Origin of the sequence: Aliiroseovarius sp., assembly GCF_965228805.1 — a bacterium.
GTDB lineage: Bacteria > Pseudomonadota > Alphaproteobacteria > Rhodobacterales > Rhodobacteraceae > JASBTN01.
Window position 1 is genome coordinate 2,438,298 of record NZ_CBDDIE010000003.1, and the last position, 18,575, is coordinate 2,456,872.

The 18,575-nt window shown below is 64.0% G+C and carries 15 protein-coding genes and 1 tRNA gene; 9 read left to right on the top strand and 7 right to left on the bottom strand.

The genetic code is table 11. The features are described 5' to 3' along the window. Nucleotides 1–12: 12 nt before the first annotated feature. From ACO07D_RS12940 to ACO07D_RS12950, 3 genes are all read right to left on the bottom strand, one after another. Nucleotides 13–2,949 (bottom strand): valine--tRNA ligase, encoded by a 2,937-nt coding sequence (locus ACO07D_RS12940; protein ID WP_421703361.1) that lies wholly within the window; start codon nt 2,947–2,949, stop codon nt 13–15. A 166-nt stretch (nt 2,950–3,115) separates the two neighbouring features. Continuing rightward, on the bottom strand, nt 3,116–4,744 hold the full coding sequence (locus ACO07D_RS12945; protein WP_421703362.1) for an alpha-D-glucose phosphate-specific phosphoglucomutase: 1,629 nt from the start codon (nt 4,742–4,744) through the stop codon (nt 3,116–3,118). 102 nt (nt 4,745–4,846) lie between these two features. Continuing rightward, the gene (locus ACO07D_RS12950; RefSeq protein ID WP_421703363.1) at nt 4,847–5,278 is read right to left on the bottom strand and encodes an Lrp/AsnC family transcriptional regulator; all 432 of its coding nucleotides are present in this window, start codon (nt 5,276–5,278) and stop codon (nt 4,847–4,849) included. Nucleotides 5,279–5,404: 126 nt separating this feature from the next. On the opposite strand from ACO07D_RS12950, the gene ACO07D_RS12955 reads away from it, so the two are divergent. Together ACO07D_RS12955 and ACO07D_RS12960 are read left to right on the top strand one after the other, a co-directional pair. Next, complete coding sequence (locus ACO07D_RS12955; RefSeq protein ID WP_421703364.1) at nt 5,405–6,544, top strand: type III PLP-dependent enzyme; 1,140 nt, start codon at nt 5,405–5,407, stop codon at nt 6,542–6,544. Nucleotides 6,545–6,633: 89 nt separating this feature from the next. Next, nucleotides 6,634–7,722, top strand: a complete 1,089-nt coding sequence (locus tag ACO07D_RS12960; RefSeq protein WP_421703365.1) for a DUF2235 domain-containing protein — start codon at nt 6,634–6,636, stop codon at nt 7,720–7,722. A 19-nt stretch (nt 7,723–7,741) separates the two neighbouring features. Here ACO07D_RS12960 and ACO07D_RS12965 read toward each other — a convergent pair whose 3' ends face one another. Both ACO07D_RS12965 and metF read right to left on the bottom strand, forming a co-directional pair. Further along, a complete protein-coding gene (locus tag ACO07D_RS12965; RefSeq protein ID WP_421703366.1) occupies nt 7,742–8,221 on the bottom strand; it encodes a PaaI family thioesterase in 480 nt (159 codons plus the stop codon). Nucleotides 8,222–8,324: 103 nt separating this feature from the next. Then, nucleotides 8,325–9,188: a methylenetetrahydrofolate reductase [NAD(P)H] gene (gene metF, locus ACO07D_RS12970; protein ID WP_421703367.1), complete on the bottom strand. Its 864-nt coding sequence runs from the start codon at nt 9,186–9,188 to the stop codon at nt 8,325–8,327. A 91-nt stretch (nt 9,189–9,279) separates the two neighbouring features. On the opposite strand from metF, the gene ACO07D_RS12975 reads away from it, so the two are divergent. From ACO07D_RS12975 to ACO07D_RS12985, 3 genes are all read left to right on the top strand, one after another. Next, complete coding sequence (locus ACO07D_RS12975; RefSeq protein WP_421703368.1) at nt 9,280–10,185, top strand: LysR substrate-binding domain-containing protein; 906 nt, start codon at nt 9,280–9,282, stop codon at nt 10,183–10,185. Between the two features lie 60 nt (nt 10,186–10,245). After that, nucleotides 10,246–11,034: an inositol monophosphatase family protein gene (locus ACO07D_RS12980; RefSeq protein ID WP_421703369.1), complete on the top strand. Its 789-nt coding sequence runs from the start codon at nt 10,246–10,248 to the stop codon at nt 11,032–11,034. 152 nt (nt 11,035–11,186) lie between these two features. Continuing rightward, nucleotides 11,187–11,312 (top strand): hypothetical protein, encoded by a 126-nt coding sequence (locus ACO07D_RS12985; RefSeq protein WP_421703370.1) that lies wholly within the window; start codon nt 11,187–11,189, stop codon nt 11,310–11,312. 125 nt (nt 11,313–11,437) lie between these two features. On the opposite strand, the gene ACO07D_RS12990 is transcribed toward ACO07D_RS12985, so the two are convergent. Together ACO07D_RS12990 and putA are read right to left on the bottom strand one after the other, a co-directional pair. Continuing rightward, nucleotides 11,438–12,172, bottom strand: a complete 735-nt coding sequence (locus tag ACO07D_RS12990) for a rhomboid family intramembrane serine protease (RefSeq protein ID WP_421703371.1) — start codon at nt 12,170–12,172, stop codon at nt 11,438–11,440. A 31-nt stretch (nt 12,173–12,203) separates the two neighbouring features. Then, on the bottom strand, nt 12,204–15,608 hold the full coding sequence (gene putA, locus ACO07D_RS12995; protein ID WP_421703372.1) for a bifunctional proline dehydrogenase/L-glutamate gamma-semialdehyde dehydrogenase PutA: 3,405 nt from the start codon (nt 15,606–15,608) through the stop codon (nt 12,204–12,206). 87 nt (nt 15,609–15,695) lie between these two features. Between putA and ACO07D_RS13000 the strand changes: the two genes are divergently transcribed. From ACO07D_RS13000 to ACO07D_RS13015, 4 genes are all read left to right on the top strand, one after another. After that, nucleotides 15,696–16,187 (top strand): Lrp/AsnC family transcriptional regulator, encoded by a 492-nt coding sequence (locus ACO07D_RS13000; protein WP_421703373.1) that lies wholly within the window; start codon nt 15,696–15,698, stop codon nt 16,185–16,187. 30 nt (nt 16,188–16,217) lie between these two features. Then, complete coding sequence (locus ACO07D_RS13005) at nt 16,218–16,739, top strand: tetratricopeptide repeat protein (protein WP_421703374.1); 522 nt, start codon at nt 16,218–16,220, stop codon at nt 16,737–16,739. A gap of 61 nt (nt 16,740–16,800) precedes the next feature. Beyond that, nucleotides 16,801–16,886: transfer RNA gene (locus tag ACO07D_RS13010), tRNA-Leu, on the top strand. Nucleotides 16,887–17,070: 184 nt separating this feature from the next. Continuing rightward, nucleotides 17,071–18,252, top strand: coding sequence for an NAD(P)/FAD-dependent oxidoreductase (locus tag ACO07D_RS13015; RefSeq protein ID WP_421703375.1), 1,182 nt, complete (start codon nt 17,071–17,073; stop codon nt 18,250–18,252). Nucleotides 18,253–18,575: the final 323 nt, after the last annotated feature.

Here is an 18,575-nt window from a genome sequence, read left to right on the forward strand (position 1 = left end):
GGCGTGGGTTTCTTAGATATCGGCCAGGCGGGCGAGGGCCTCGTTGATCTTGGCTTCCTCGGCCTCGCGGGCGGCGAGGTTGGCGCGGGCTTCCGCGACCACTTCCTCGGGCGCGCTTGCGGCGAACTTCGGGTTGTTCAGGCGGCCACGCAGGCCCCCAAGCTCCTTGGCGAGCTTGCCCAGCGTCTTTTCAAGACGGGCCTTTTCCTCGTCCACGTCGATGATATCGGCCAGCGGCATCGCGAAGGTGCCACCGTCCACCGGCACGGTGATGCAGCCCTTGGGCAGTTCGGCCATCTCGGTCAGGCTATCGATCCGCGCCATGCGCTTGATCAGGGCCTCGTTGCCCGCCCAGGCGGTGCGACCGGCTGCGTCCATCTCCTGCAGGATCACCGGGATTTTCAGACCGGCGGGCACATGCACCTGCGCGCGGGCGGAACGGATGTTGTCGATCACCTGGATCACCCAGTTCAACTCGCGGCTCGCGGCCTCGTCCACCAGTTCGACGCCGTAGGTCGGCCATTCCTGATGCACCAGCATGTGGTCGCGGTCAGCAATGTCGCCCCAGAGCTGTTCGGTGATGAAGGGCATGATCGGGTGCAGCAGCACCAGGCACTGGTCGATCACCCAGGCCATGGTGGCGCGGGTCTCGGCCACGACGGCTTCGTCATCCGAGTTCAGCAGAGGTTTCGCGAATTCCAGATACCAGTCGCAGACCTTGCCCCAGACATAGGCGTAAAGCCCGTTGGCGGCGTCGTTGAACCGGTAGGCGTCCAGCGCCTCGTCGACCATGATGCGGGCCTTGGCGGTTTCGCCCACGATCCACTTGTTCACGGTCTGAGTAACGGCGGCGGGGTCGAAATCCGCGCTGGGGCGGCATTCGTTCATCTCGGCAAAGCGCGCGGCGTTCCAGAGCTTGGTGCCGAAGTTGCGGTAGCCCTTGATGCGCTCTTCCGACAGTTTCAGCACGCCGCCAATGGCCGCCATGGAGGCATTGGTAAAGCGCAGCGCGTCGGCGCCGTATTCGTCGATGATCTCCAGCGGGTCGATGACGTTGCCGGTGGTCTTCGACATCTTCTTGCCCTTCTCGTCACGGACAAGCTGGTGCAGATACACGGTGTGGAAGGGGATTTCGTCGACCACGGCAAGCTGCATCATCATCATGCGTGCGACCCAGAAGAACAGGATGTCGAACCCGGTGATCAGCACATCGGTCGAGAAGTATTTCTGCATCTCGTCCGTGTCGGCGGGCCAGCCCAGCGTGCCGATCGGCCAGAGACCGGAAGAGAACCAGGTGTCGAGCACGTCGGGGTCACGTTTCAGAACGGTGGCAGGGCCGAACACCGCATCCGCCATGTCTTGAGCTTGGTCTTCGTCTTCGGCGCAGAATTCCGTTCCATCGGGCGCATACCAGACGGGGATCTGATGCCCCCACCAGAGCTGACGGGAAATACACCAGGGTTCGATGTTTTCGAGCCAGTGGTAATAGGTCTTCTCGCCGCTTTCCGGGATGATCTTGGTGCGGCCGTCGCGCACCGCGTCCAGCGCCGGGCCGACGATCTTCGCCGTATCCACATACCATTGGTCGGTCAGCATCGGTTCAATGACGACTTTCGAACGGTCACCGAAGGGCTGCATGATCGGTTTGGCTTCGACCAGCGGAACCTCAGTAACCGGCGGCTCTTCCTCGCCCTTCTTCAGCTTCTTCTTCGGACCCAGGCGCGGATCGTCCGAGGTGGTCATGACCGCCAGGCCTTCCTCGGTGATCTCGGCGATCACCTTGGCGCGGGCGTCGAACCGGTCGAGGCCCCGCAGGTGGTCGGGCACGAGGTTTACCGCGTCGGCCTCGGCCTCGGTCAGGGTGCGGTCGCCCTGGGCGACCTCCATGGCGATGGCGGCGGCGGCGTCATAGGCGTCGCCATCCGCGCGCATGGCGCCCTTGGTGTCCATCAGGCGGTACATCGGAATGCCGCCGCGCTTGGCGACTTCGTAGTCGTTGAAATCATGCGCGCCGGTGATCTTCACCGCGCCCGAGCCAAAGTCCATGTCCGGGTATTCATCGGTGATGATCGGGATCAGGCGGCGGTGCTCCTTCGGACCCACCGGAATTTCGCAAAGCTTGCCGACGATGGGCGCGTAGCGCTCGTCATCCGGGTGCACCGCCACCGCGCCATCGCCCAGCATGGTTTCAGGCCGCGTGGTGGCGATGAAGATATAGTCACGCTCCTCGGACAGGGTGACATTGCCGTCCTCGTCCTTCTCCACATAGGTATAGGTGGCCCCACCGGCGAGCGGATATTTGAAGTGCCACATGTGGCCCGGGGTCTCGATGTTCTCGACCTCGAGGTCCGAGATCGCGGTTTCGAAATGCGGGTCCCAGTTGACCAGGCGCTTGCCCTTGTAGATCAGGCCCTGGTTGTACATCTCCACGAAGACCTTGATGACGGCATCGTGGAAATTGCCCTTGGCGTCGGCCTCGGGTGCACCCGGCGCGCCGGACATGGTAAAGGCGTTGCGGTCCCAATCACAGGAGCTGCCCAGGCGTTTCAACTGGTTGATGATCGTGCCGCCGTATTCACCTTTCCATTCCCAGACCTTTTCCAGGAACTTCTCGCGGCCCAGCTCGCGGCGACCCTGGTTGCCGGTGGCGGCCAGCATCTTTTCGACCTGCAGCTGGGTGGCGATGCCGGCGTGGTCCTGGCCCGGCTGCCACAGCGTGTCAAAGCCGCGCATCCGGTGCCAGCGCACCAGGATGTCCTGCAGCGTATTGTTGAAGGCATGGCCCACGTGCAGCGCGCCGGTCACGTTCGGCGGCGGGATCATCACGCAGAAGGAAGAGGTCTCGCTGTTGCCCACGTGCTTGCCCGCGCGGAAGGCGCCAGCGGCCTCCCATGCGGCGTAGATTTCGCCCTCGCGGGCTTGGGCGTCGAAGGTTTTTTCCATGGCCATGGCGTGTTGGTCCCAGCGTGTGAAAATGCGTCCGGGGACATGTAGCCGAAGGGCGGGGGAAGGGGAAGGGCGTTGTCAAAAGGTGTGGCTGCGCCACGCTTGATGTCTCGCCATCCCGGCTTGCGCCGGGTAGGCTCGGGATGGGCGCGTGGGGCAGGCGGGCCTATTAGGTCACAACGTCCGGAGCGGTGCGGCCCGTGCGTTTGGCGATTTCGGCGATCTGGTCAACGGCTTTGGCCAGCGGGGCCAGGACATCCTGCGTGTCCAGGGTGTGATCGCCCTCCGGCCCCTCGAACCGCTCCAGGTAGACGCGCAAGGTCGCCCCTTCGGTGCCGGTGCCCGAGAGGCGCAGCACCGCGCGTTCGCCGGTGGTGAACTGCAGGATGATCCCCTGGTTTTTGCTGGTCGAGCCGTCAATCGGGTCGAGATAGGCAAAGTCCTCGGCTGAGGAAACCGTTAGCCCGCCCGCATTCTGTCCGGCGAGGCCCGGCAAGGCCGCGCGCAGGTCGGTGATGAGCGCTTCGGCGTCAGACTTCGGCAGAGCTTCGTAGTCGTGGCGCGAGTAGTAATCCCGCCCGAACCGGGCCCAGTGGTCGGCCATGATCTCGGCCACGCTCTCGCCGCGCTTGGCGAGGATGTTCAGCCATAGAAGCACCGCCCAGAGCCCGTCTTTCTCACGCACGTGATCGGACCCGGTGCCTGCGCTTTCCTCGCCGCACAGCGTGATGCGGCCATGATCCAGCAGGTTGCCGAAAAATTTCCAGCCGGTAGGGGTCTGGAAGGCCTCGATCCCGAGCGCCTTGGCCACACGGTCAGCGGCAGCGGAGGTCGGCATGGAGCGTGCAATCCCCGCGATCCCACCCGCATAGGCCGGGGCCAGATGCGCATTGGCGGCCAGCATCGCAAGGCTGTCCGAGGGCGTCACATAGGCGCCGCGCCCCAGGATCATGTTGCGGTCGCCGTCCCCGTCCGAGGCCGCGCCGAAATCGGGTGCCTGCGCGCTCATCATCAGATCGTAGAGCTCATGAGCCCAGACCGGGTTGGGGTCGGGGTGGCCGCCGCCGAAATCTTCGCTGGGCGTTCCGTTGACCACAGTGCCCGGGGCCGCGCCCAGGCGGCGTTCTAGGATATCGACCGCATAGGGGCCGGTCACCGCGTGCATGGCGTCGAACCGCATGGTGAAGCCGGTGGCAAAGAGCGCGCGGATGGCGTCGAAATCGAACAGCTCTTCCATCAGGGCGGCATAGTTGGAAACCGGATCGACCACCTCAATCACCATCTCGCCCAGGTGCGCCTGGCCCAGAGTCTCCAACGCGGGGGCATCAGCGGCGGCAATGAGGTAGCGGGTGATTTCCCCGCTGGCGGCAAAGATCGCATCGGTCACCGCCTCGGGCGCAGGGCCGCCGTTGGAGACGTTCAGCTTCAGCCCGAAATCGCCCTCCGGTCCGCCCGGGTTATGGCTGGCCGACAGGATCAGCCCGCCATCAGCCCCGCTGGTGCGGATCAGGTGGGACGCGGCAGGGGTGGATAGCAGACCGCCCTGACCGACAATGACACGGGCCACGCCATTGGCCGCCGCCATGCGCAGCACCGTGGCCAGTGCCGCGCGGTTGAAGTAGCGCCCGTCACCGCCCAGCACGAGGGTCTTCCCCTCAGCGCCCCAGGCATCAAAGATGGCCTGCACATAGTTCTCCAGAAACCCCGGCGCGCTGAACTCGGCCACTTTCTTGCGCAGCCCGGAGGTGCCCGGCTTCTGCCCCGCAATGGGCGTGGTGGAAACGGTTTGAACCTGCATGTCGCTATCCCTCGAAAGAACAGCCCATCTTAACCCAGTGAGGGCACGAGCTTAATCGGTTAATTTGGCAAAAGACTGGTGACGGCGTTTTGCCGCCGCGGGTCAGCCCAGCCGGTCGATGCGGGTCGACAGGTGGATCAGGCTTTCCGAACTCTTCACCCCGTCGATCTCGCCGATCGCGTCCAGCGCCCCGTCCAGTTCGGCGGTCGAGCGGGCGGCCAGTTGCAGCACCATGTCGAAACGGCCCGACGCGGTGTGGGCGACCTCGACCGTGGTCAGGGTCTTCAGCCGGGCCAGCACCGCCGGGGTCGAGCGTGGCTCCAGCGACAACAAAACCGTGGCGTGGATCTGATCCCCTCTTGCCCCGTCCCCCAGTTTCAGCGCATAGCCCGCGATGATACCGCGTTCTTCGAGCCGTTCGATTCGGGCCTGTACAGTAGATCGTGCCAATCCCAGGCGCCGGGCCAGCGTGGCCACCGGCAGACGGGCGTTTCCTTCGAGTTGAGCCAGCAATTCGCGGTCTGTGTCGTCCATGTGTCGTCTCTAGGCGTCGTTTCGTCGTATCCTATGCGACATTTTGCCCACTCCGCCACTAGAAACCGCCGGTCCCCGCCTGAAAACTGAAAGAAAGCGCGACGGTTTACCCGAAGGATCACCCCCATGAGCAGACCCCTGTCGATCTGGCCCACGGCCCTGACCCATCTGAAGAACGAGCATCCGGAGCAGCCGGTGCTCTATTTCTCGCCCGAGGTCCTGCAGCAGACGGCGCGTGATTTCCTGGCCGGGTTCGACGGCATGGTGACCTATGCGATCAAGTCCAATGACGACCGCGCGGTGATCGAGAACCTGTTGGCCGCTGGCGTGTCCGGTTTCGACGTGGCCAGCCCGGTCGAGATCCGCAAGATGCGGTCGATCAGCGCGACGGTGGACCTGCATTACAACAACCCGGTGCGCAGCCCTGCCGAAATCCGCGAGGCGGTGTCGATGGGGGTATGCTCCTATTCGGTGGATGGGCTGAGCGAGCTGGCCAAGCTGATTGACCTCGTGCCCCCCGCGGGGATCGAGGTGGCCGTGCGCATGCGCCTGCCGGTCGAAGGGGCGGCCTATGACTTCGGCTCGAAATTCGGCGAGGACCCGGAAGGCTGCGTGACCCTGTTGAAAGCGGTGGCCGCGGCGGGGTTCATCCCGTCGATGACCTTCCACCCCGGCACCCAATGCGCCGATCCCGCTGCCTGGACCGCCTATATCCAGACCTGCGCCGATGTGGCGCGCGAAGCAGGCGTGCGCCTGGCCCGGCTGAATGTGGGGGGCGGGTTCGCGTCGAACCGCGGGGTGGCGCCGGATCTGGGTGCGATCTTCGACGCCATCCACCATTCGGTGGTCGAGGCCTTTGGCGAAGACGCGCCGGGTCTGGTCTGCGAACCTGGGCGCGCCCTGGTGGCCGAGGCCTTTACCTTCGCGACCCGTGTGAAGGCCCTGCGCGAATGTGACTCGGTCTTCATCAACGACGGGATCTATGGCGGCTTTGCCGAGTTCATGCTGATCGGCATGCTGGATCGGGTCACCTCGGTGCGCCCGGACGGCACCCCGGTTCCGGGCCCGCTGATGGAACGTATTGTCTACGGCCCGACCTGCGACAGCATGGATCGCCTGCCCGAGCCCCTGCCGCTGCCAAAGGCGCTGGAAGAGGGGGATTACCTGATCTTCGAAGGCATGGGTGCCTATTGCACCGCCACCGTGACCCGGTTCAACGGTTACGGCGACTTACAGGTGATCACGGTTCAGTCAGCAGGCGGATGAGGCTCTGGACAGGTCCCGCCCGGGGCGCCACCTTTGAGTAACGCGGCAGGTTTACCGCCGGTTTACCCTGTTCGCGTCATGATGGTGGGATGAAACAGGAGCAGCCACGCGTGTTCGAGCGCCTCAAAAGATGGTTCGTCGGCAAGGTCCAGACGCGAAGCGCCGCCCGCCCGGTGCGGGGGCGGGTCGACCATGTGGTGATCCTGGACGGCACCATGTCGACGCTCGATCCCGGCGATGAAACCAATGCCGGGTTGACCTATCGGCTGCTCTGCGAATGTGCGCCCGCCGCCCATCTGTCGATCATGTATGAGGCCGGGATCCAGTTCGAGACCTGGAAACACTCCTGGCACGTGGCCACGGGCGTCGGCATCAACCGCCAGATCCGCCGCGCCTATGGGTTCCTGGCGTCGCGCTACCGTCCGGGCGACCGGATTTTCCTTCTCGGCTACTCGCGCGGAGCCTTCGCCGTGCGATCGCTGGCTGGCGTCATCGACATGATTGGCCTGCTGAAACCCGAACATGCCACCGAACGCAATGTGCGCGATGTCTATCGCCATTATGAATGCAGCCCGGACAGCGCTGCCGCGATGCGCTTTGCCGAGCTTTATTGCCACGACGAGGCGCCGATCGAGATGGTGGGCGTCTGGGACACGGTGAAGGCGCTGGGCCTGCGCTGGCCGATGGTCTGGCGGCTGTTCGAGCCGCGCCACCGGTTCCATTCGACCCATCTGGGCGCGTCGATCCGGCACGGCTATCACGCGCTGGCGCAGGATGAGACGCGCGATGCTTTCGAGCCGGTCCTGTGGACCAGTGATGACGATTGGAGCGGCCGGGTCGAACAGGTCTGGTTCCCTGGCACCCATGGCGACGTCGGTGGGCAATTGGGCGGGTTCCACGCGGCACGGCCGCTTGCGAATGTTTCTTTGGTCTGGATGCTGGGCAAGTTGGAAGGGCACGGAGTCGGCCTTCCGCAGGGCTGGCGTGACCGGTTTCCCTGTGATCCCAATGCGCCCTCGACCGGGACCATTCGCGGCTGGGGCAAGATGTTTTTCTATCGCCGCAAGCGCAAGATTGGGCTGGACCCGTCCGAACGGTTGTTCAAGGCGGGACGCATGCGCCCAAGTGCTCAGACCCAACCCGTGCCTCCGCCGGGCACGTTGAGCCACGGGCACTGAGAGCCCCTGTTGCGCGCGCTCAGCGCATCTTCATGACAATGCAGGTGGTCGACCCGGTGGCATAGAGCTTGCCATCCTCGACCCCGCGCAGCTCCGCCACCGCAACGCCGGTTGACCGGCCGGTGTGCTGCGAGGTGCCGACCGCCTCGATCTCCGTGCCCAGCTTGATCGGGCGGATGATGTTCGTCTTGAACTCCAGCGTGGTATAGACCGAGCCCTTGGGCACCAGGGTCATCACCGCGCAGGCCATACAGCTGTCGACCAGCGTGCCGTACCAGCCGCCATGCACCGTGCCCATCGGGTTGGTGTGGTCGAAGCCGGGCGTGCCGCGAAAGGCCACACGGCCCTCTTCGACACTGTACAGGCGGTAGTTCAGAACCCGGCTGATCGGCGGGGCGGGCAGGGTGCCGTCCAGAATGCCTTGCATGAACTCCAGCCCGGACATGGACAAAAGCCCCTCCTGATCCAACAGGTCCTCGGGCTTCTCGGCAAAATACATCGGCGCGCTCCTTGGCTAGGTCCAGGTGACGCTAGGCCAAGCAGCGCGCCGAGCAAGAGTGACGTGGGGTTCCGTCCGTGCGGGACGTTGCGTTCGCAGGGTGTTAGGCCACGTCGCGCAGCTGGACCTTCGGCGTGACGCCCAGGGCATGGGCCACGTCTCGGGTCAGCGCAGGCTTGTTCAGCGTGTAGAAATGCAGATCCTCGACCCCGCCGTCGATCAGATCGCTGCACAGCTCCGTGCAGAGCGCGGTGGACAGCAGCTCCTCGCGGTCATCACGCTTGGCCTTGGCATAGGCATCGTCTAGCCAGGTCGGCACCTGGGTGCCGCAGCGCTGGGCGAAGCGTTTCACGCCATCCCAGTTGTCGATGGGCAGGATGCCCGGGATGATCGGCACGTCGATCCCGGCCTTTTCACAGGCATCGCGGAAGCGGAAGAAGGTGTCCGGCTCGAAGAAGAACTGGGTAATGGCCGAGGTGGCGCCAGCGTCAACCTTGCGCTTCAGCCAGGCCACATCGGCGGCGGTGTCGGCGGCTTCGGGGTGCGGCTCGGGATAGGCGCCGACACGAATGTCGAACCCTTCGCCCGCCAGCGCCTCAATCAACTCCAGCGAGTTGGCAAAGCCGTCCGCGTGAGGCGTGAAGCGTTCAGCGCCCTTCGGCGCATCGCCACGCAACGCCACGATTTCGCGCACGCCCTGGTCGCGATAGCCACGGGCGATCTCCAGGGTCTCCTCGCGCGACGCCTCGACACAGGTCAGATGCGCGGCGACATTCAGGCCGTAGTTGCGATGGATCGTGCCCACCGCGTCATGGGTCAGGTCGCGGGTCGTGCCGCCCGCGCCATAGGTCACGGACACGAAGCTCGGGTCCAGCGACGCCAGCTCGCGCACCGTGTCCCACAGGCGGAACGATGCATCCAGCGATTGCGGCGGGAAGAATTCGAACGAGATACGGGGCGTGGTCATCGGGGCACCTTTGTTTTGGGTTGACCTCTTGTGCCCGATCCTCATCTGTGAAACAAATTCATAATTCTCACGAAGATCATGAGGATCGCACATGTACCTCGAATTCCGCCACCTGCGCACCATCCGCGCGATCCACGAAGCGGGTGGGCTCGCGCGGGCGGCCGATATGCTGCATATCACCCAGTCGGCCCTGTCGCATCAGGTCAAAGGGTTGGAGGAACAGGTCGGCATGGAACTGTTTCACCGCCGCTCGAAACCGATGAAGCTCAGCCCGGCGGGAATGAAACTCCTGCGCCTGGCCGAACGCATCCTGCCGGAGGTCTCCGCCCTGGAAGAGGAATTCCGCGCGCTGAAATCCGGCCGCTCGGGTCGCATGCACATAGCCATTGAATGCCACGCCTGTTTCGAGTGGCTGTTTCCGGTACTGGATGGGTTCCGCCACGCCTGGCCCGAGGTCGACGTGGATATCCGTATGCGCCTTGCCTTCGATGCGCTGGAGGCGCTGCGGCGCGAGGAGGTTGATTTCGTCGTGACCTCAGACCCGGTGGACTTGCCGGGCATTACCTATGCGCCGCTCTTCGACTATGAACCGCGCTTCGTCGCGGCGGGCACGCACCGACTGGCGGATCGTGATTTTATCATGCCCGAGGATTTCGAAGAAGAGATGCTGATTACTTACCCGGTGGAACGGTCGAAGCTGGATATCTTTACCGCGCTTCTGACCCCCGCGCGGGTTGAACCGCGCGCCCAGCGGCAAGTCGAGCTGACCGAGGTGATCCTGATGCTGGTGGCCGCCGGGCGCGGCGTCACCGTGCTGCCCGACTGGGTGCTGCGGGAGGTGAAATACAATCCCGATTACATTACCAAACCGATCACCGAAGCGGGTCTGTCCAAGCGAATGTATGCCGCCACCCGCGAGGAAGAGGCGCCGAAACCCTATATCGCGCACATGATCCGGCTGGCGCGAACCGAGCCCGTTAAGCTGCAACGTGCGTGAAGGCTTGGCAAGCGGCCCCGCGCGGCGTATACGCGCGGCTTGAGTCTAAGGAGCCGTCCCATGCAAGGCAGTGCAAACCTGAACGTGATGATCAAGGCCGCCCGGAAAGCCGGGCGCAGCCTGGTGAAGGATTTCCGCGAAGTCGAGAACCTGCAGGTCTCGATGAAAGGGGCAGGGGACTTTGTCAGCCGTGCCGATATCGCCGCGGAAAAAATCATTCGCGAAGAGCTGATGGAAGCACGCCCGAACTATGGCTGGCTGGCCGAAGAGGGTGGCGAGATCGAGGGCAAGGACCCGACCCGGCGCTGGATCGTCGACCCGCTGGACGGCACCACCAACTTCCTGCACGGTCTGCCGCACTGGGCTGTTTCGATTGCGCTGGAGCACAAGGGCGAGATTGTCGCGGGCGTGGTCTTTGACGCCGCCAAGGACGAGATGTTCTATGCCGAGAAAGGCGCCGGTGCCTGGCTGAACGAAAGCCGCCTGCGCGTGTCGGGCCGTAACCGCATGATCGAATCGATCTTTGCCACTGGGCTGCCCTTCGGTGGCCGTTCGGACCTTCCGGCCACGCTGCAGGATCTGGCGCGTCTGATGCCTGCCTGTGCTGGTGTGCGCCGCTGGGGTGCCGCCGCGCTGGATATGGCCTATGTCGCCGCCGGTCGCTACGACGGTTTCTGGGAACGCCGCCTGAATGCCTGGGATGTTGCCGCCGGCATTGTCATCGTGCGCGAGGCAGGCGGGTTGATCGAGCCGATGGACCCCGAAGGCAGCATGCTGGACGACGGCGAGGTGATCTGTTCGAACGAACCGATTTTCGAGAAATTCTCGAAAATCATTCGCGATGCCTGAACGGATCATCCCACTGTTCCGCAAAACCGCATCATCAGGTCGCATTTCTGCCCAATTCGTTAGGCATACCGATGGGCATGATGAGCTTTGTACATACCCTTAGGGCGAAATTCGTCCGCGATGAGAGCGGTGCCATCACAGTGGATTGGATCGTGCTGACTGCCGCCCTGGTGATGTTGGGCATGGCAGCGGCCTTCACGGTGGGGACGAACGTGCCGGTTGTGGCGGATACGGTTTCGTCGCATCTGACGAATACGGATGTGAACCCCTACGACTGAGCGCCGTTGACGGTCTGCGTGGCGATTTCGGCGCGCGTGACTTTCAATTTTCGAACATTCTCGGAAGGCGTGCCTGCTCCATCACCCAGATTGTTTCCCTTATCCGACATCCTCCGGGAAAGGGGTTACTTTCGTCGTCGTACAATCGGCACGCCTGAACGCCCATAGCGCGCAGCGGGGTGATCCGGATGGCCCTGGCTGCGGCGCCAGAACTCCGGCCCGCCTTCACGCAGCCATTTCGGCAAGACCCAGAGGAACCCGACCACGAACCCGCCTGCATGGGCCCAATAGGCGATGCCCGCATCCGCCCCGGCTGCGCCATTGAACAGCTGCAGCCCGAACCAGACCAACAGCATCAGCCAGGCGGGCACAGGGAAGATCTTGAAGAAGACCACGATGATGATCAGCACATCGACCCGGGCGCGGGGAAACAACAGCAGATAGCCTCCCATCACACCCGCAATCGCCCCTGAGGCGCCGATCATCGGCACCAGGCTGGTCGGATCCGCCGCAAATTGCAGCCCGGCCGCGCCCAGCCCAGACGCGATGTAGAAGAGAGTGAAGCCCAGGTGCCCCAGCTCATCTTCGAGGTTGTCGCCGAAGATGAACAGAAACAGCATGTTGCCCGCCAGGTGCATGAAGCCGCCATGTAGGAACATCGACGTCAGGAACCCGCCGTAGCCCAGGCCTTCGGTGACTTTTGCGGGCACGAGGCCCCAGTCCCAATAGAACCGCGCCAGCGCCCGGTCACCCTCCAGCGACGCGGTCATGATCAGGAACACCAGGATGTTCACCGCCATCAGCGCGTAGGTGACATAGGGCGTGCGCTCGGACGGATTGTGGTCGCGGATCGGGAACATGGGAGAAAGGTCCCCGATCCGCGCGGGAGCGTCAAGCGTTGGCGGCCAACAGCTCCGCGTTGCCGCCCGATGCGGTGGTGTCGACGCAGAGGTGCCGTTCCGCCAGCACGTGGTCAGCGCGGGGCGTGCCGGTGACCAGGGGCAGGATCGCGCCCGGACGGGCGGCCAGGGCCTGCACGATCTCTCGTGCAGTCTCGTCATCGCCCCACCAGATTACGCCACCGATTTCATGAATGGTTTCAATATGGTAGGCGGGCAAACGATCGGCCAGAACGGCCTGACCGCCAGCAGCCTCGACCGCCTTGGCCTGTTCCTGAGCGGCTACGCCCGGCCCCATGCAAAGGAAGGGCTGGCGGGGTAGGGTGGTCAAGCGGTTCAGTTCACCGGTCGGGCCGGGCAGATCCTGGGTGGTCACTACGTTGGGCGGCGATGATACCTGGGCCAAGGCGACGGTGACGTCGGTCAGATCCATGCGCGGGCTGTCCGGCGCCTCGACCCGCGGGCGGTCATCGGCGCAGAACCTGTTCAGATAGTCGGGGCCGCCTGCCTTTGGGCCGGTACCCGACAGACCCTCGCCACCAAAAGGCTGGCTGCCGACAACGGCGCCGATCTGGTTGCGGTTCACATATGTGTTGCCGACTTGCAGCCTATCGGCCACATGCTGCACCCGGTCGTCGATCCGCGTGTGCAGCCCGAAGGTCAGCCCGTAGCCGCGCCAGTTGATGTCGTCGATCACGCGATCCAGATCCTCGGCCTTGAAGCGTGCGACATGCAGGATCGGGCCGAAAATCTCGCGTTCCAGGTCGTTGATTCCCTTGACGGAAATTGCGGTGGGCGGGATGAATTTGCCGCCATTCGGTGCTGTGTTTTCGACCAGGGGCGCAAACCCGGCCACATAGGAGGAAATTCCGTCAAAGGCCGTCTGGTCGATTACCGGACCCAGGTCGGTGGACAGGTGCCAGGGATCGCCCTGTTTGAGCTCCTCCATCGCACCCTTGAGCATGTCCAGGAACCCGTCGGCAATGTCGTCCTGCACATAGAGACAGCGCAGGGCCGAGCAGCGCTGACCGGCGCTCTGGAAGCTTGACGCCAGCACATCGCGCACCGCCTGTTCGGGCAGGGCGGTGCTGTCCACGATCATCGCGTTCAAGCCGCCGGTCTCGGCGATCAGCGGCGCCTCGGGTGACATGCTGGAAGCCATGGCGCGGCGGATGGTCTGGGCGGTTTCGGTCGAACCGGTAAAAGCCACGCCATTCACACGGGGATCGGAGGTGATTGCTGCCCCGACGATGGAGCCCTTGCCGGGCAGCAGTTGGAACACCTCGCGCGGCACGCCGGCCTGGTGCAGCAGTTTGGCCGCTTCATGCGCGATCAATCCGGTGGGTTCTGCAGGTTTCGCCAGCACCCCGTTGCCTGCTGCCAAAGCCCCCGCGATTTGCCCGGTAAAGATGGCCAGCGGGAAGTTCCAGGGGGAAATGCAGGCAAACACGCCGCGGGCAGGGCGGTCTAGAATCGGAATGCGCGATGCATAATAGCGCAGGAAATCAACGGCTTCGCGCAGCTCGCCCTGGCAATCCAGAAGCGTCTTTCCCGCCTCGCGGGCCAGCAGGGCGAAGAAGGGGCCAAGGTGGGCTTCGTAAAGATCGGCGGCCTTGTTCAGCACCTCGGCGCGGGTGGCCGGGTCAGCGTCCCAGCGCGTGGCGGCGGCCAGCGCAGTTTCCACATCCTTGGCCGAGGCCGGGGTCAACGTGCCCACGACAGAGCCGTCGCTGGGATTGGTTACCTGCCAGTCCTCGCCACCGTCCACCTCACCTGCAATCAACGGACCCGCCGCGAATTGTGTTTCGCGGAAGGGCGCGCGGGCGGCTTCGATCTGCTCCAGATGCGGCTCGTGCGTAAGGTCGAGCCCTTTCGAGTTCGCCCGGGCCGGGGCAAACAGCTCGGGCCCGGTGGGAATATGCGGGGTGTCCGCCTCGAGCGCTGCGAAAGGACATGCGGCAACTTCTTCTGGGGGCACATCCTCATCCACGATCTGGTTCACGAAGGAGCTGTTCGCGCCGTTTTCAAGAAGGCGGCGCACCAGGTAGGCCAGCAGGTCACGATGCGCGCCAACCGGCGCGTAGATGCGGCAGCGGGTCTTTTCAGCGGTCAGGATGATGTCATGCAGGCGTTCACCCATGCCGTGCAGGCGCTGGAATTCAAACGTCTGCTTGTCCTCTGCCATATCCAGGATGGCGGCAGCAGTATGGGCGTTGTGGGTGGCGAACTGCGGATAGATCCGGTCGGTCAGGCCCAGGAGCTTGCGCGCATTGGCGATATAGCTGACATCGGTGGCGTGTTTCGACGTATAGACCGGGAAGGCGTCGAGCCCTTCGACCTGGGCCAGCTTGACCTCGGTGTCCCAATAGGCACCTTTGACCAGGCGCACCATGATCTTGCGATCCAGCCGCGTCGCGAGGTCGTAAAGGTGGTCCAGCACCGCGCTGGTGCGTTGCCCATAGGCCTGCACCACCACGCCGAACCCGTCCCAGCCAGCAAGCGCCGGATCGGCCAGCACCGCTTCGATCACATCCAGCGACAGCGACAGGCGATCGGCCTCTTCCGCGTCGATGTTGAAGCCCATGTTCCCGGCCTTGGCCAGTTGCGCCAGCGAGGCGACGCGCGGTACCAGCTCATCCATCACCCGGTCCTTCTGGGTGCGTTCATAGCGCGCGTGCAGCGCCGAGAGCTTGACCGATATGCCCGGGTTTTGCCGGATGTCATCGGCCTTGCAGGCCACTGCGATCTCGGAAATCGCATTTGCATAAGCCATCTGGTAACGGCGCGCATCGGCATCCGTGCGCGCGGCCTCGCCTAGCATGTCATAGGAGTAGGTATAGCCCTTTTCCTCCATCGCCGATCCGCGTTTCATAGCCTTTTCAATGGTTTCGCCCAGAACGAATTGGGCGCCCATTTCCTTCATCGCACGGGCGGTGGCGGACCGGATGACCGGCTCACCCAGCCGTTTCACCGCGCCACGCAGGGTGCCCAGCACGCCGGGTTCGGCGTCTTCCAGCACCTTGCCGGTCAGCATCAGGGCCCAGGTCGAGGCATTGACCAGCGCCGAGGTCGACTGCCCCTTGTGCTTGCCCCAATCCGAGGGGGCGATCTTGTCTTCAATCAGCGCGTCGATCGTGTCCGCATCCGGCACACGCAGCAGGGCTTCTGCCAGGCACATGAGCGCGATACCCTCATCTGTCGACAGGCCGTATTCGGCCAGAAAGACCTCCATCAACCCGGGGTCGGAGCTTTCGCGAATCTTGCGCACCAGGTCGGCGCCCCGCGCGGCAATCCGGTCGCGTGCGGTCTGGTCCAGATTGGCAAGGGCCACCATATCGGCCACGCGGGCCGCCTCCGGTGCGTATTTCAGGCTGTCGATGGTAAAGCGATGGGTCATGGGCGTCCTCTCCGTTGCGACCATAATACCCCTTGATTGGCAGGCGAGTTTCCTGAAAAAATCTGCAGGACAGGCGGAGAGACTGAAATGAGGGATAAAATGCGGGAAGATGGTGAAGCGCGCATTGATCGCTATGATCAACTGATTCTGGAGGTTCTGTCCACCGAGGGGCGCCTGCCGATCACCGAACTGGCCCGGCGCATCGGCCTGTCGAAAAGCCCGACCCAGGCGCGGCTCAGGCGGTTGGAGAAGGACGGGGTCATTACCGGTTATCGTGCGCTGATCGATCCGATCCGCATCGGCCGCGACCATGTGGCCTTTGTTGAGGTCAAGCTGTCGGACACACGGGAAGCGGCCTTGGCAGCCTTCAACGCGGGCGTGGTCAAGATCCCCGAAGTCGAACAATGCCACATGCTGGCGGCCGAGTTCGACTATCTGCTTAAGGTGCGCTGTCGCGACATGCGCGATTATCGCCGGGTGCTGGGGGAGGCGATCTCCTCCCTCCCGCATGTGGCCCATTCGACCACACATGTGGCGATGCAGGCGGTGAAGGAAGGTCCTCTCGGCGATGTGAGTTGACCAGAAGGGGCGCTCGGGCAGGATGGGGGTATGCGTTGGATTTTATTCGCCCTTCTGGCCGGGCCCGCCTTCGCGCAGTGCCCTGCCGCGCCCGAGATCGAGGCGCCGTTACGTGTTCTGATTGACGAGGCGCGGGCGGCGCCGGACGAACGTGCCGCACGGGCGGTGACCGGCGACATGTGGGCGCTCTGGACGCGTGCGCCGGATGCCCGGGCGCAGGAAATGCTGGATGAGGCGCGCGCGCGAATGCGCCAATCCGACCTGGTGGGTGCCGAAACGATCCTGTCCGAGCTGATCTCCTACTGTCCCGACTATGCAGAGGGTTATAATCAACGGGCCTTTGCACATTTCCTGCTGGGTGACTTTGCCCTGGCCCTGCCGGATCTGGATGCGGCGCTGGAACGCTCGCCGTTGCATGTGGCGGCCATGTCGGGCCGTTTCCTGACCCTGCGCGCCCTGGGGCGTGAGACCGAGGCACAGGAGACCCTGCGCGCGGCATTGGCGCTCAATCCCTGGCTGCCGGAACGGGTTTACCTGTCGACGGATCATTGACCCCTCTGGACACCCGCCCTTCCCACGCTATTGTCCTCGCATCCAAGCCCCTGCCTCAGATGCCCGCGTGGTGGAATGGTAGACACAGGAGACTTAAAATCTCCAGGCCGTATGGCCGTGCCGGTTCGAGTCCGGCCGCGGGTACCAGGGGTGGACTAGGCGTGTAGCAAGTAGGCTAGGCCGTCCAGCCATTGGGCCTTTCTGGTGTCAGGTTTCTTGACGGTTTGCGCGGGTCGCGACGTCCTTTTTGCCTTGTGTTTACAGAGATTGCATTTTCGCCCGGCCCGTGGCACGCGGGTCCGCAGCAGTCACGTAGGGCAGGGAGGGCCGGATGCAGGACAGCTATGACGTGGTAATTGTCGGGGGGGCGATGATCGGCGCCTCGGTTGCGTGGCATCTGATTTCGGATCCCGGGTTTGATGGCCGAGTGCTGGTGGTGGAGCGGGATACGACCTATCAGGCCTGTTCGACGGCGCATACCAACAGCTGTATCCGCATGCAGTTCTCGACTCCGCTGAATGTGCGGGTCAGCCAGTATGGCGTTGATTACGTGAAGGACTTCCGGGAGCGCATGGGCGACGAGCGCGTGCCGGAGATTCACATGCACCCCTTCGGTTACATGTACCTGGCGGGTGACGAGGCAGCGGCCGAGGCGCTGCGGGTGAACCAGGTGATGCAGGCCGGGTTGGGGGCGGCGACGCGGCTTTTGACCCCGGATGAGATCGCGTCGGAATACCCGTTCTATGACCTCGACGGGATTGTTCTGGGCAGCCACAACCCGGTGGACGAGGGCTATTTCGATGGCACCACCATGTTTGATTGGTGGCGGCGCCTGGCGCGCGAGCGGGGGGTGGAGTTCCTTGAGGATGAGGTGGTCGGAATGCGCCGCGACGGCGGGCGCGTGGTGGCGGTTCAGCTGGCCTCGGGTCGCGAGGTCGGTTGCGGCACGGTGGTGAACGCGGCGGGTCCGCGCGCGGGGCGCGTTGCGGCCATGGCCGGTCTGGAGCTGCCGGTTGAGCCGCGCAAGCGCTACACTTGGGTGGTGGAGGCGGCCGAGCCCTTGGGGCAGGACCTGCCGCTGACCATCGACCCCTCGGGCGTGCATATGCGGTCGGATGGGAAGTACTACATGATCGGGGCCGCGCCGGACGAGGATCTGGCAGTGGAGCCCGATGATTTCATCGAGGATTTTTCCCTCTGGGAACAAAAGGCCTGGCCCGCCGTAGCCACGCGCATTCCGCAGTTCCAGGCGCTCAGGGTGGTAAACTCCTGGGTCGGGCATTACGCCTATAACACGGTCGATCAGAACGCGATTCTGGGCCCGCATCCAGAGGTCGGGAATTTTCTCTTCGTCAACGGATTCTCGGGTCACGGGTTCCAACAGGCCCCGGCGATGGGACGCGGGCTGGCGGAGTGGATCATCCATGGCGAATACCGGGCGCTGGACTTAACGGATTTCGGTTATTCGCGGCTGGCTGGTGGCGGCATGGCGTCGGAGCTGCGGGTGATCTGAGACGGGGGCTCCCGCCCCCTGTCTGCGCCTTCGGCTTGTCAGGGGGTGAGCGTAGCGCTTTTGGCGTTGCCAAAAGCGCGAAGGGCGAAAGCGGTGCCTGTCATAGCGAAAGCTGCGTCGCTTGCGGAGTGAGCAGCGCCATGTGGCGGCTGTTTCTGTGGCTCCGTGCGGAGGGGGCTTTGCCCCCGTCCCGGTGCTCGAAACCCCCGCAGGAAATTGCTGGCAAGATAATGAAGGCGGACTTGCGCGCGCTGAGGGATGTCGGCGTGGAGTTGCAGTGGGCAGGCAGGTCGGGACATTGCCCCATTGACAGGAAGGGCCTC